The sequence below is a fragment of the Enterobacter cloacae genome (assembly GCF_013375935.1).
In the GTDB taxonomy this organism is placed as follows: Bacteria; Pseudomonadota; Gammaproteobacteria; order Enterobacterales; family Enterobacteriaceae; genus Enterobacter; species Enterobacter pasteurii.
On record NZ_CP056117.1, the window covers coordinates 86,930 to 99,965 of the forward strand.

General features: G+C 51.9%; 10 protein-coding genes, 2 tRNA genes and 2 rRNA genes. 4 read left to right on the forward strand and 10 right to left on the reverse strand.

Going from position 1 to position 13,036, the window contains the following annotated elements; all coding sequences use genetic code 11:
* Positions 1-342: 342 nt before the first annotated feature.
* A tRNA-Asp gene (locus HWQ14_RS00395) sits at positions 343-419 on the reverse strand.
* Between the two features lie 132 nt (positions 420-551).
* Positions 552-1,283 carry a DNA polymerase III subunit epsilon gene (gene dnaQ, locus HWQ14_RS00400; RefSeq protein ID WP_209007151.1) on the reverse strand — a complete coding sequence of 244 codons (732 nt, stop codon included), beginning with the start codon at positions 1,281-1,283 and terminating at the stop codon, positions 552-554.
* Here dnaQ and rnhA point away from each other — a divergent pair.
* Positions 1,237-1,815, forward strand: a complete 579-nt coding sequence (rnhA, locus tag HWQ14_RS00405; protein ID WP_176608652.1) for a ribonuclease HI — start codon at positions 1,237-1,239, stop codon at positions 1,813-1,815. The two genes, dnaQ and rnhA, sit on opposite strands and share 47 nt — an antisense overlap.
* On the opposite strand, the gene HWQ14_RS00410 is transcribed toward rnhA, so the two are convergent.
* Positions 1,816-2,532, reverse strand: coding sequence for a class I SAM-dependent methyltransferase (locus HWQ14_RS00410; protein WP_176608653.1), 717 nt, complete (start codon positions 2,530-2,532; stop codon positions 1,816-1,818). It abuts the gene before it with no gap.
* A 32-nt stretch (positions 2,533-2,564) separates the two neighbouring features.
* Between HWQ14_RS00410 and gloB the strand changes: the two genes are divergently transcribed.
* Complete coding sequence (gene gloB, locus HWQ14_RS00415; protein ID WP_176608654.1) at positions 2,565-3,323, forward strand: hydroxyacylglutathione hydrolase; 759 nt, start codon at positions 2,565-2,567, stop codon at positions 3,321-3,323.
* Positions 3,324-3,391: 68 nt separating this feature from the next.
* Positions 3,392-4,756, forward strand: coding sequence for a murein transglycosylase D (gene mltD / locus HWQ14_RS00420; RefSeq protein WP_176608655.1), 1,365 nt, complete (start codon positions 3,392-3,394; stop codon positions 4,754-4,756).
* A 51-nt stretch (positions 4,757-4,807) separates the two neighbouring features.
* Here the strand turns inward: mltD and HWQ14_RS00425 are convergent, their stop codons facing one another.
* The 3 genes from HWQ14_RS00425 to HWQ14_RS00435 all read right to left on the reverse strand — a co-directional run bounded on the left by HWQ14_RS00425 (position 4,808) and on the right by HWQ14_RS00435 (position 7,771).
* Positions 4,808-5,581, reverse strand: a complete 774-nt coding sequence (locus HWQ14_RS00425; protein ID WP_176608656.1) for a class I SAM-dependent methyltransferase — start codon at positions 5,579-5,581, stop codon at positions 4,808-4,810.
* A gap of 76 nt (positions 5,582-5,657) precedes the next feature.
* The gene (locus HWQ14_RS00430) at positions 5,658-6,458 is read right to left on the reverse strand and encodes an endonuclease/exonuclease/phosphatase family protein (RefSeq protein ID WP_176608657.1); all 801 of its coding nucleotides are present in this window, start codon (positions 6,456-6,458) and stop codon (positions 5,658-5,660) included.
* Between the two features lie 137 nt (positions 6,459-6,595).
* Positions 6,596-7,771, reverse strand: a complete 1,176-nt coding sequence (locus HWQ14_RS00435) for an MFS transporter (RefSeq protein ID WP_176608658.1) — start codon at positions 7,769-7,771, stop codon at positions 6,596-6,598.
* A 104-nt stretch (positions 7,772-7,875) separates the two neighbouring features.
* On the opposite strand from HWQ14_RS00435, the gene yafC reads away from it, so the two are divergent.
* Positions 7,876-8,781, forward strand: a complete 906-nt coding sequence (gene yafC, locus HWQ14_RS00440) for a DNA-binding transcriptional regulator YafC (protein ID WP_148420172.1) — start codon at positions 7,876-7,878, stop codon at positions 8,779-8,781.
* A gap of 29 nt (positions 8,782-8,810) precedes the next feature.
* Here the strand turns inward: yafC and dkgB are convergent, their stop codons facing one another.
* From dkgB to HWQ14_RS00460, 4 genes are all read right to left on the reverse strand, one after another.
* A complete protein-coding gene (gene dkgB, locus HWQ14_RS00445; protein ID WP_176608659.1) occupies positions 8,811-9,614 on the reverse strand; it encodes a 2,5-didehydrogluconate reductase DkgB in 804 nt (267 codons plus the stop codon).
* 160 nt (positions 9,615-9,774) lie between these two features.
* Positions 9,775-9,851 (reverse strand) — tRNA-Asp (locus tag HWQ14_RS00450).
* 55 nt (positions 9,852-9,906) lie between these two features.
* Positions 9,907-10,022, reverse strand: a 5S ribosomal RNA gene (rrf, locus tag HWQ14_RS00455).
* A gap of 72 nt (positions 10,023-10,094) precedes the next feature.
* A 23S ribosomal RNA gene (locus HWQ14_RS00460) occupies positions 10,095-12,999 on the reverse strand.
* Between the last annotated feature and the right edge of the window lie 37 nt (positions 13,000-13,036).

Here is a 13,036-nt window from a genome sequence, read left to right on the forward strand (position 1 = left end):
CTTACATAATTCACGCCCATAGAGTCTATTGACATGATGCTCAAAAATATCATGTCTGGTTTCTTTATAGAGGTAGGAAAAAACCACGTGAGAATATACGCAGGATTAAGAATAGTTAACACCAGAGGCTTATTAACAATGACGTGAAAACAGAATAATAAGAGGAGGGAAATAATGTAATTAACCTACACTATTTTTAAGCGAATTAGAATTGATTAAATACAAAAAATAGGATGGTATTAATATGATTAGCAGCAAATGTGCCAGAGCAGAGATTTAGGAAAACATGAGAAAGAGGAAAAACAAAAAGGCCCACGTTACAAGTAACGTGGGCCTGAATAGTGGCGGAACGGACGGGACTCGAACCCGCGACCCCCTGCGTGACAGGCAGGTATTCTAACCGACTGAACTACCGCTCCACTGTTCCCGTGTGGGGAACGAGGCGAATATTACGGTTTGCCTCTGAACTCGTCAACGCTTTTTCTTAACTTTTGAATCGTTTGCTGCAAAAATCACCCAAACGATGAATTAACAAACGTTTCGGCACCTTTTCAGGCGCGCCACAGACAGCTCCCGCCCTTCTTCTGCACCAAATCAAGACGAGACTCGTGATTCATCAACTCTTCATCACTGGCTAAAACGACCCGTAAGCGGTTCGCCTGACGCACAATGCGCTGAATGCCTCCTTCGTCACGCGCCTGCTGAGATTCGTTTTCCATGCTGAATTTCATCGACGTCTGACCGCCGGTCATGGTCAGGTAAACATCGGCCAGGATCTGGGCATCGAGCAATGCGCCGTGCAGTGTTCGCTTGGTGTTGTCTATCTCATAGCGCGAACACAGGGCATCAAGGCTGTTACGCTTGCCGGGGAACATCTTCCTTGCCAGCGCCAGGCTATCGGTGACTTTACAGAACGTATTGGTCTTAGGAATATCACGGTTCAGCTTGCTGAACTCATAGTCCATAAAGCCGATATCGAACGACGCGTTATGAATGACAAGCTCCGCGCCTCTGATGTAGTCGAGAAATTCATCCGCGACGTCGGCAAAGGTTGGCTTATCGAGCAAAAACTCATCGGCAATACCGTGCACGCCGAACGCTTCGGGGTCCACCAGCCGATCGGGTTTCAGGTAAACGTGGAAGTTATTGCCCGTCAGACGGCGGTTCACCACTTCAACGGCACCAATCTCAATGATCTTGTGCCCTTCATAGTGTGCACCAATCTGGTTCATACCGGTGGTTTCGGTATCGAGAACGATCTGGCGAGTAATTGCAGTGCTCATAGCGGTCATTTATGTCAGACTTATCGTTTTACTGAACGTTTCAAATACAGGAAGTCTACCAGAGATGCGTAAACAGGTAGAAATTTTCACCGATGGATCTTGTCTCGGTAACCCAGGGCCGGGCGGCTATGGCGCCATTATGCGCTACCGTCAGCATGAAAAAACTTTTAGTGAAGGCTATTTTCTCACTACCAACAACCGCATGGAGCTGATGGCGGCCATCGTGGCGCTGGAAGCCTTAAAAGAACATTGCGACGTGGTGCTGAGTACCGACAGCCAGTATGTCCGCCAGGGCATTACCCAGTGGATCCACAACTGGAAAAAACGCGGCTGGAAAACGGCGGATAAAAAGCCGGTTAAGAATGTCGATCTCTGGAAGCGCCTTGATGCCGCCCTGGGCCAGCACGAGATCAAATGGGAGTGGGTAAAGGGGCACGCCGGGCACCCCGAGAACGAACGCTGTGACGAGCTGGCTCGCGCGGCGGCATCAAACCCGACCCATGAGGACGCAGGTTATCAACCTGAATCCTGATCACGGTTTTTTGTACTGCCGCGTGGCTCCCACGGCCTGGCGGATCCGGGTTTTCGATTTGCTTTGCTTCATTGGGTTAAGCGTAAGGGGGATCGTCCTCTTACGTGCCACAATAAATTGCATGCAGCCCAGCGCGGGTAAATGGGTGCTGAGTAAAACGCCGCCTTTTCGCGTCCAGGGTATGACCTGAAAACCACCGTAGCTCAGCACCTCAAAGTTCAGCAGTGAAAGCCAGTCCAGCTGGCGCATCATGGTAAACATCCGGCTGTTATACGGCGGCCTGCGGCGCAGCACGGGCGTCAGTTTGCGTAGCCCCATCAGACTCAGCGGATTAAAACCGGTCAGGATCAGCCAGCCGTCGTCAATCAAAACGCGGTCAGCCTCCCTCAGCAGTCGATGAGGATCGCTGCACCAGGGCAGAGTGTGGGCGAGCAGACAGGCATCAATGGATTTTTCAGCAAACGGTAAATGCAGTGGATTCGCTTTAACCTGAACCGGGGAGCCACTCAGCGACACGTTAACCTGATGCGAGATAGCGCAGCTTTCGGTATTGATTTCCGCGCTGAGATTGCCAATCTTAAGCAGGTGAAAACCATACATTTTCGCGAGCCAGGGTTTAAGCTGTTGTTCTAGCGCCTCGCGATAGTATTCACCCCAGGGCAACTCTGCCCAACGTTCCGGTGGTGCGACAGTCTGAGGTATCCTTGCCGGTTTCATCAAAACACCCGCCACGCAATAAGAGGTAATGCATGAATCTTATCAGTATTTCCGCCTTTCAGGACAATTACATCTGGGTTTTAGTCGACGACGATCGCAGATGCATCATTGTTGATCCAGGCGAATCCGCTCCGATCCTGCACTCTATAAAAGAAAACGGCTGGCAACCGGAAGCGATTCTTCTCACCCATCACCATTACGATCACGTGGGCGGTGTTCCCGATCTGCTTGCACGCTTTCCCAATCTTGCCGTATACGGGCCGGCAGAGACACAGGATAAGGGTACAACGCAAGTAGTCGAAGAAGGCGAAAGTGTCCTCATTCTCGGGTGGGAGTTTTCCGTATTTGCCACACCAGGTCACACTTCTGGACATCTCTGTTTCTACAGTAAACCTTATCTGTTTTGCGGTGACACGCTGTTTTCCGGCGGCTGCGGAAGGCTTTTTGAAGGCACTCCAGAACAAATGTATCAATCTTTACAAAAAATTAATGCACTGCCTGCTGATACCGTCATTTGTTGCGCACATGAGTATACATTAGGAAATATGAAGTTTGCCGTGAGCATCTTACCTGAGGATCGCATGATTCAGGATTATTACCTGAAAGTGAAGGAGTTACGTGCAAAAAACCAAAGCACACTACCCGTAATTCTGAAAAATGAGCGGCAAATAAATTTATTTTTAAGAACTGATGATGTTGATTTAATTAATAAAATTAACCAAGAAACAAATTTGTTACAACCAGAAGCGCGTTTTGCATGGTTAAGGTCAAAGAAAGATAACTTCAGATAATTGCGGGTTGCCTTTTCAAAATTTCGCCGTTATCATCGCTCGTCTTTTAAGCAACTATTGACACACACATGAAGGCAAAAGCGATATTACTCGCCTCTGTCCTGCTTGTAGGTTGCCAGTCACAAAACGGCAGCAACGTACAACAGCACGCACAGAGCCTTTCTGCAGCTGGTCAAGGGGAAGCAGGGAAGTTTACGAGTCAGGCGCGATGGTTGGACGATGGGACAACTTTCGCGCAGGAACAAGACTTGTGGGCCTCCATTGGCGACGAGCTAAAGATGGGAATTCCGGAAAACAGCCGGATTCGCGAACAGAAACAGAAGTATTTGAGAAATAAGAGCTATCTCCACGATGTAACATTACGGGCAGAGCCGTATATGTACTGGATAGCCGGGCAAGTTAAGAAACGTAACATGCCTATGGAACTGGTACTACTACCCATAGTGGAGAGCGCTTTTGACCCGCACGCGACGTCTGGCGCCAATGCAGCTGGCATTTGGCAGATCATTCCGAGCACAGGGCGCAATTATGGTTTAAAGCAGACCCGCAACTACGATGCGCGTCGTGATGTTGTCGCTTCAACGACAGCCGCTCTCGACATGATGCAACGTCTGAACAAGATGTTTGATGGCGACTGGTTATTAACTGTCGCAGCGTATAATAGTGGTGAAGGTCGCGTACTGAAGGCAATGAAAGCGAATAAAGCGCGTGGTAAATCCACAGACTTCTGGTCGCTCTCACTGCCACGGGAAACAAAGATTTACGTACCGAAAATGCTGGCATTGAGCGACATTCTCAAGAACAGCAAACGTTACGGTGTACAACTGCCAACACCAGACGAAAGTCGTGCACTGGCGCGTGTCCGCCTCAGCAGCCCGGTTGATATTCAACAGGTTGCCGATATGACGGGTGTGTCGGTAAGTAAGCTTAAAACCTTTAATGCAGGCGTTAAAGGCTCTACGCTGGGCGCAAGTGGCCCACGCTATGTGATGGTTCCGCAGAAACATGCAGAGCAGTTACGTGAGTCTTTAGCTTCGGGTGAAATTGCAGCCGTTCAGTCCACGCTGATCGCTGACACGTCGCCGGTAAGCAGCCGCAGCTATAAGGTTCGGTCAGGCGATACGCTTTCAGGGATTGCTTCACGTCTTGGCGTGAATACGAAAGATCTGCAGCAGTGGAATAATTTGCGCGGGTCCGGTCTGAAAGTGGGTCAAACGCTGACCGTAGGTGCAGGTACCAGCGCACAGCGTCTCGCTAAAAACAGCGATAGCATTACCTATCGCGTGCGTAAAGGCGACTCGCTGTCCAGTATCGCTAAACGTCACGGCGTAAACATCAAAGATGTGATGCGCTGGAACAACGGTACTGACAACCTGCAGCCTGGCGACCAGCTGACGCTGTTTGTGAAAAACAGCGCCACGCCAGATTCCTGACAGTACGATAATCAGATAAAAGGCACCGATTCCCCTCGGTGCCTTTTTTGTTTATCCCGCCTTTTGCGCCTCGGCCATAATGGTGTCGCTGGTGAACGAACCATCATCCTTCAGCTCAAAATATGCCTTCACGTCAGCAGAAGCGCTCTCCTGATACAAACGGATCGCCTGACTCAGCGCTTCCGGTGTCCGCATGCGCGCGATCCACGAGCCATACTCCAGCGGCAAACGGTCTGTAATCAACGATCGTGAAAGTAAACCGGCTTCGGTAATGAACGTCAGCCACTCGCCGCTGGAGTAATTTTGCACGTGCGACGTATCGCGCAGCGCTTCAACCGTCTGGAGCCAGATGTTCCGTACCGGATGACCCGGCGACATCACGTCCATGATAATGAAAATCCCGCCCGGCTTGAGCACCCGCTTCACTTCCCGCAACGCCTGGCCGACATCATGCCAGTGGTGTGCAGAGTAACGGCTGATCGCAACCTCGAACGATGCATCCCTGAAGGGCAAAGATTCAGCATAGCCCTGCCGCGTCGTAACGTTATTCAGCCCTTTCGCTTTCGCCGCCTCAGCAACAACGTCCAGCATCTGGCTCGATAAGTCATAGGCCGTTACCCGCGCAACGTGCTGTGCGGCGGTAAAACTGGCGTGCCCCGCTCCGCAGCCTAAGTCCAGCACGCGCGCGTCAGGGAAGGCGGCAAGACGTTCGCCGAGGCGCAGCAGATCGCGGCCAGAAGCATGCACAGCGCTGCTCAGATACGCCTTTGCCTGAGAGCCGAACTGTTTTTCGACGTTGTCATGATGGGAGTGTGTTGTTGTCATTGTGCTGTCCTTTTGGGTTAAAAAAATTAAGGGCAGCACCCGCGCAGGCCTGCCCCACGGCAGACCTGACGCACCATTATTTATCAGGTTTGCCGGGACTGAATTCTACTAGTAGCGGATTATGATCGGAGGCACGCGTCACCAGAACGGACGCATCGTGTACGCTCAAACCACGATAGAAGACGAAATCAAGAGGACGGCCAAACGCTTTCTTGCGCTGGTCATCGCTAAAACGCACTTCACGCAGCGACATTTCACGCGCAAAGCGGTACAGCGCGTTCATACGCGGCCTGCTCCAGGCATTGAAGTCACCGGCCATAATGATCGGCCCACTGTGGTGAGCTATCTGATCGCCAATAGGAAGTAACTGCTTACTATACACATCAACACCCAGGCTGAAGTTCACCGCATGGATGTTAACCACCATCAGCAGACGGGTATCCGGCAACGGATAGACCGTGACCAGCGCCGATTTTGCCAGGCGAAGGATGGGCTCACGCTCACGCAACGGGCAGCAGTAGACCGGATTCGCGGCTGAAAGGGTCATCACGCCAGAGGGATGCTGTGGCAGGACAAAAGCAGGCACCTGATCGGCTGCAAGATAGTTAGTTGTTGCAAACCTTACCAGTTCAGGCGTGGTTTGCGCCTCCTGCAACAAAACAAGATGCGCATCTTTGCCAAAATTCTTGAGTACGGATAACCACTCCGCGCGCTGTTGTTTGAAAATATTCCACACCAGCACGCGAATTTTATCGTCACTGCTTAAGGGTGTCCCCGCCGGCAATGCCTGGCCAAGGCTCGCAAAAGACCCCGGAGGCAAGATCCTCTCCGCTGGCATTCCGGCAACATAACGCATGGCATAGGTATTTTTTCGCACTTTTGGAAACGACCTCTATAACTTGAACCAGCCCGGAAAACGGACTGGTTCTAATGTTATAGGGATTTTAGTTCACACTTTCAACGCAATTACTGAGAAACCGCTTTCCAGTTTTGTAAGCAAGCACTTACTGCGGCTTATCCAAGTGCAACCCGGGCGGGCTTATCAAGCCGTCCGCTCAAACCAATCAGCAGAAATGCCACAAGCACAATCACTGCGCCAATCCACGGCGTTTGGGTTAACCCGAAGTGCTGGACGGTCTGCCCACCAATTACCGATCCGAGCGCGATACCGATATTGAATGCGGCGATATTCAGGCCGGATGCGACATCCACCGCACCTGGCGTATAACGTTCGGCTTTCTGTACAACATACACCTGAAGCCCAGGCACGTTACCGAAAGCAAATATTCCCATCACCAGAACCGTTACCAGCGAGGCGTATTGCATCGATGCGGTGAACTGGAAAACCATCAGCAGGACAACCAGAGCCGCGAAAATAAACTTCAGCGCCGGTACCGCACCATGTTTATCCGCAAGCTTACCGCCCCATATATTGCCGATTGCAACGGAGATCCCGTAGCCCAATAAAATCCAGCTCACGGCGCCCGGCGAGAAACCGGCCAGTTCCTGCATCATCGGTGCAAGGAAGGTAAAAGCAGTGAACACGCCGCCATACCCCAGAGCCGTAACGGCGTAGATAAGCAGCAGACGCGGATGGGTAAGTACCTTAATCTGCTCGCTAAGGCTCGCGCTGGCGCGGCCCGGAATATTCGACGGTATCAGCAGCAGGCTGGCCACCAGAGCGATAACGCCCAGCAGCGATACGGCAAGGAAGGTTTCACGCCAGCCAAAATGTTGTCCGATAAACGTGCCTAACGGCACACCGGTGACCAGCGCGACGGTTAATCCACCAAACATAATGGCAATAGCGGACGCCGCCTTTTCTTTTGGTACCAGGCTGGTTGCAATAGTGGAACCGATGGAGAAGAAAACACCGTGCGCGAGGCCCGTCAGCAGGCGAGCAATGACCAGAATGGTGTAGTCCGGCGCCTGCCACGCCAGAATATTTCCGGCGGTGAAAAGCACCATCAGGGCAACCAGCAGCTGCTTACGCGGAAAACGCCCCGTCAGCGCGGTCAGTACAGGCGCGCCGACAGCAACGCCTAACGCATAGATTGAAACCAGCAGCCCGGCAGAGGGCAATGAAATGGCAAGCTGATCGGCAATGGTAGGAACCAGTCCTACAATAACAAATTCGGTCGTGCCAATTGCAAAGGCACTGATCGTCAGGGCAAGTAGCGCCAGTGGCATAAAATACTCCGTCTCTTCAGGATTAAGATGACAGGCAGTATGCGCCAGTGTTTAAATAACAAAAATGGTTAGAATCTCAATAGAATTTTGCAGGTGATGCAATAATGAAAGCCACATCGGAAGAACTGACTATCTTCGTTGCCGTTGTTGAAAGCGGCAGCTTCAGCCGTGCGGCCGAACAGCTCGGGCAGGCAAACTCAGCCATTAGCCGCTCGGTGAAAAAGCTGGAGATGAAGCTCGGAGTGAGTCTGCTTAACAGAACAACGCGGCAGCTCAGCCTGACGGAAGAAGGTGAACGTTATTTTCGACGCGTGCAGTCCGTTTTGCAGGAGATGGCGGCGGCAGAAACGGAAATAATGGAATCGCGCAGCACCCCGCGCGGATTGCTGCGCATCGATGCGGCTACGCCGGTCGTGCTTCATTTTTTGATGCCGCTGATTAAGCCCTTCCGTGAGCGCTACCCGGAGATGACCCTGTCTCTGGTCTCCTCGGAAACGTTTATCAATCTTATTGAGCGTAAAGTGGATGTGGCGATCCGCGCCGGAACCCTGACGGATTCAAGCTTACGCGCTCGCCCTCTGTTCACCAGCTACCGCAAAATTATCGCGTCACCGCAATATATTGCAGAGCATGGTAAACCGGAGACGGTTGAGGAGTTAAGGCAGCATCTGTGTCTGGGCTTTACGGAACCCGTCTCGCTGAACACCTGGCCCGTGGCCTGCCATGATGGACAGCTTCATGAAATTACCTGCGGGATTTCGTCCAATAGCGGTGAAACGCTAAAGCAGCTGTGCCTTGAAGGAAACGGAATCGCGTGTTTATCAGACTATATGATTGATAAGGAAATTGCCGATGGTCGGCTTGTTGAGCTGATGGCTGACAAACGCTTGCCCGTAGAGATGCCTTTCAGTGCCGTGTATTACAGCGACAGAGCGGTAAGCACGCGCATACGCGCCTTTATCGACTTTCTTAGTGAACATATAAAAACAGCTCCCGAAGGAGCTGTGTAAGGGTTGAGGGTACAGAGGGAGGTTTTTTATTAATCCCAGTCTGGCGCTAAACCTTCCGGGCTTACCAGACGATCGTTGCATTCCAGCGCGGCGATCGCTTTTTTATCTTCATCATCAAGCTGGAGATCCAGCGCCAGCAGGTTGCTTGCCAGGTTTTCACGTTTGGTTGACGACGGGATCACGGCATAGCCTTCGCCCATCGCCCATGCCAGGATAACCTGCGCTGCGGTCGCACTGTGTTTCTCAGCGATGCGTGCAATCACTTCATCCTTCAGCGCTTTACCATAAGCCAGCGTCATATAAGAGGTGATGTGAATACCGTGCTGTTTTGCCCACTCCACTACGTTGCGGTTTTGCAGGTATGGTGAGAGTTCAATCTGGTTGGTGGCAATATTCTCTTTCCCCACTGCAGCAATCGCTTTTTCCATCAATGGGATAGTGAAGTTAGAAATACCTATTTCACGCGTTAAGCCCTGCTTCTTTGCTTCCAGCAGCGCCTGCATGAACTCTTCCACTGCGACTTCATCGTTAGGTGATGGCCAGTGGATCAGCGTCAGATCGACATAATCAGTACGCAGCTTTTTCAGGCTTTCTTTCAGGCTTGGGATCAGCTTGTCTTTGCTGAGATTCTCAATCCAGATTTTCGTTGTGATGAAAAGCTCGCTGCGCGGAACGTCGCTCTCTTCAATAGCCTGACCGACAGCAGCTTCGTTGTCATAAATTTGTGCCGTATCAACAGCGCGATAGCCCAGTTCAAGAGCGGTTTTAACAGAGCCGATAACAACGTCGTCTTTCAGACGGAAAGTGCCCAGACCCAGTGCAGGGATAGTCATATGATTCCTCAATCGTTATGTTCGTAAACTGAGGAGAATTATCGTTGACGTTGTTATGTGGAAAAAGATCGTAAAACGCAGAGGATTTTTGCTAATTTCGCAATAATTAAACGTCAGATAAGAAAAAAGCCCTGAGCGTTAGCTCAGGGCTTTTAATAAGTGGCGGAACGGACGGGACTCGAACCCGCGACCCCCTGCGTGACAGGCAGGTATTCTAACCGACTGAACTACCGCTCCACCGAATACTTCTGTAACCACCGGATTAATGCACCGGCTCACTACTTAATTTGATGCCTGGCAGTTCCCTACTCTCACATGGGGAGACCCCACACTACCATCGGCGCTACGGCGTTTCACTTCTGAGTTCGGCATGGGGTCAGGTGGGACCACCGCGCTAAAGCCGCCAGGCAAATTCTGTTAATCTGTATCAGAGCTGAAATTTGAGTGTCTGTCTCTTCGCCAAAACATCTTCGGCGTTGTAAGGTTAAGCCTCACGGTTCATTAGTATCGGTTAGCTCAACGCATCGCTGCGCTTACACACCCGACCTATCAACGTCGTCGTCTTCAACGTTCCTTCAGGAGACTTAAAGTCTCAGGGAGAACTCATCTCGGGGCAAGTTTCGTGCTTAGATGCTTTCAGCACTTATCTCTTCCGCATTTAGCTACCGGGCAGTGCCATTGGCATGACAACCCGAACACCAGTGATGCGTCCACTCCGGTCCTCTCGTACTAGGAGCAGCCCCCCTCAATTCTCCAGCGCCCACGGCAGATAGGGACCGAACTGTCTCACGACGTTCTAAACCCAGCTCGCGTACCACTTTAAATGGCGAACAGCCATACCCTTGGGACCTACTTCAGCCCCAGGATGTGATGAGCCGACATCGAGGTGCCAAACACCGCCGTCGATATGAACTCTTGGGCGGTATCAGCCTGTTATCCCCGGAGTACCTTTTATCCGTTGAGCGATGGCCCTTCCATTCAGAACCACCGGATCACTATGACCTGCTTTCGCACCTGCTCGCGCCGTCACGCTCGCAGTCAAGCTGGCTTATGCCATTGCACTAACCTCCTGATGTCCGACCAGGATTAGCCAACCTTCGTGCTCCTCCGTTACTCTTTGGGAGGAGACCGCCCCAGTCAAACTACCCACCAGACACTGTCCGCAACCCGGATTACGGGTCTACGTTAGAACACCAGCCATTAAAGGGTGGTATTTCAAGGTTGGCTCCACGCAGACTGGCGTCCACGCTTCAAAGCCTCCCACCTATCCTACACATCAAGGACCAGTGTTCAGTGTCAAGCTATAGTAAAGGTTCACGGGGTCTTTCCGTCTTGCCGCGGGTACACTGCATCTTCACAGCGAGTTCAATTTCACTGAGTCTCGGGTGGAGACAGCCTGGCCATCATTACGCCATTCGTGCAGGTCGGAACTTACCCGACAAGGAATTTCGCTACCTTAGGACCGTTATAGTTACGGCCGCCGTTTACCGGGGCTTCGATCAAGAGCTTCGCGTTGCCGCTAACCCCATCAATTAACCTTCCGGCACCGGGCAGGCGTCACACCGTATACGTCCACTTTCGTGTTTGCACAGTGCTGTGTTTTTAATAAACAGTTGCAGCCAGCTGGTATCTTCGACTGATTTCAGCTCCACCCGCAGGGGCTTCACCTACATATCAGCGTGCCTTCTCCCGAAGTTACGGCACCATTTTGCCTAGTTCCTTCACCCGAGTTCTCTCAAGCGCCTTGGTATTCTCTACCTGACCACCTGTGTCGGTTTGGGGTACGATTTCGTGTTACCTGATGCTTAGAGGCTTTTCCTGGAAGCAGGGCATTTGTTACTTCAGCACCGTAGTGCCTCGTCATCACACCTCAGCGTTAAAAAGGTACCGGATTTACCTGGAACCTCCGCCTACATGCTTAAACCGGGACAACCGTCGCCCGGCTAACATAGCCTTCTCCGTCCCCCCTTCGCAGTAACACCAAGTACAGGAATATTAACCTGTTTCCCATCGACTACGCCTTTCGGCCTCGCCTTAGGGGTCGACTCACCCTGCCCCGATTAACGTTGGACAGGAACCCTTGGTCTTCCGGCGAGCGGGCTTTTCACCCGCTTTATCGTTACTTATGTCAGCATTCGCACTTCTGATACCTCCAGCATGCCTCACAGCACACCTTCAACGGCTTACAGAACGCTCCCCTACCCAACAACACATAGTGTCGCTGCCGCAGCTTCGGTGCATGGTTTAGCCCCGTTACATCTTCCGCGCAGGCCGACTCGACCAGTGAGCTATTACGCTTTCTTTAAATGATGGCTGCTTCTAAGCCAACATCCTGGCTGTCTGTGCCTTCCCACATCGTTTCCCACTTAACCATGACTTTGGGACCTTAGCTGGCGGTCTGGGTTGTTTCCCTCTTCACGACGGACGTTAGCACCCGCCGTGTGTCTCCCGTGATAACATTCTTCGGTATTCGTAGTTTGCATCGGGTTGGTAAGCCGGGATGGCCCCCTAGCCGAAACAGTGCTCTACCCCCGAAGATGAGTTCACGAGGCGCTACCTAAATAGCTTTCGGGGAGAACCAGCTATCTCCCGGTTTGATTGGCCTTTCACCCCCAGCCACAGGTCATCCGCTAATTTTTCAACATTAGTCGGTTCGGTCCTCCAGTTAGTGTTACCCAACCTTCAACCTGCCCATGGCTAGATCACCGGGTTTCGGGTCTATACCCTGCAACTTAACGCCCAGTTAAGACTCGGTTTCCCTTCGGCTCCCCTATACGGTTAACCTTGCTACAGAATATAAGTCGCTGACCCATTATACAAAAGGTACGCAGTCACCCCATAAAGAGGCTCCCACTGCTTGTACGTACACGGTTTCAGGTTCTTTTTCACTCCCCTCGCCGGGGTTCTTTTCGCCTTTCCCTCACGGTACTGGTTCACTATCGGTCAGTCAGGAGTATTTAGCCTTGGAGGATGGTCCCCCCATATTCAGACAGGATACCACGTGTCCCGCCCTACTCTTCGAGTTCACAGCAAGTGTGCTTTCGTGTACGGGACTATCACCCTGTACCGTCGGACTTTCCAGACCGTTCCACTAACACACAAGCTGATTCAGACTCCGGGCTGCTCCCCGTTCGCTCGCCGCTACTGGGGGAATCTCGGTTGATTTCTTTTCCTCGGGGTACTTAGATGTTTCAGTTCCCCCGGTTCGCCTCGTTAGCCTATGTATTCAGCTAACGATAGTGCAACGGATTGCACTGGGTTTCCCCATTCGGACATCGACGGGTCAAGGGTTCATATCACCTCGCCGTCGCTTTTCGCAGATTAGCACGTCCTTCATCGCCTCTGACTGCCAGGGCATCCACCGTGTACGCTTAGTCGCTTAACCTCACAACCCGAAGATGTTTCTTTCGATTCATCGTCGA

Coding starts and splice junctions, on each gene's coding strand:
- yafC (WP_148420172.1), top strand. CDS start 7,876: ATGAAAGCCACATCGGAAGAACTGACTATCTTCGTTGCCGTTGTTGAA.
- mltD (WP_176608655.1), top strand. CDS start 3,392: ATGAAGGCAAAAGCGATATTACTCGCCTCTGTCCTGCTTGTAGGTTGC.
- dkgB (WP_176608659.1), bottom strand. CDS start 9,614: ATGACTATCCCTGCACTGGGTCTGGGCACTTTCCGTCTGAAAGACGAC.
- HWQ14_RS00410 (WP_176608653.1), bottom strand. CDS start 2,532: ATGAAACCGGCAAGGATACCTCAGACTGTCGCACCACCGGAACGTTGG.
- HWQ14_RS00425 (WP_176608656.1), bottom strand. CDS start 5,581: ATGACAACAACACACTCCCATCATGACAACGTCGAAAAACAGTTCGGC.
- gloB (WP_176608654.1), top strand. CDS start 2,565: ATGAATCTTATCAGTATTTCCGCCTTTCAGGACAATTACATCTGGGTT.
- dnaQ (WP_209007151.1), bottom strand. CDS start 1,283: ATGAGCACTGCAATTACTCGCCAGATCGTTCTCGATACCGAAACCACC.
- HWQ14_RS00435 (WP_176608658.1), bottom strand. CDS start 7,771: ATGCCACTGGCGCTACTTGCCCTGACGATCAGTGCCTTTGCAATTGGC.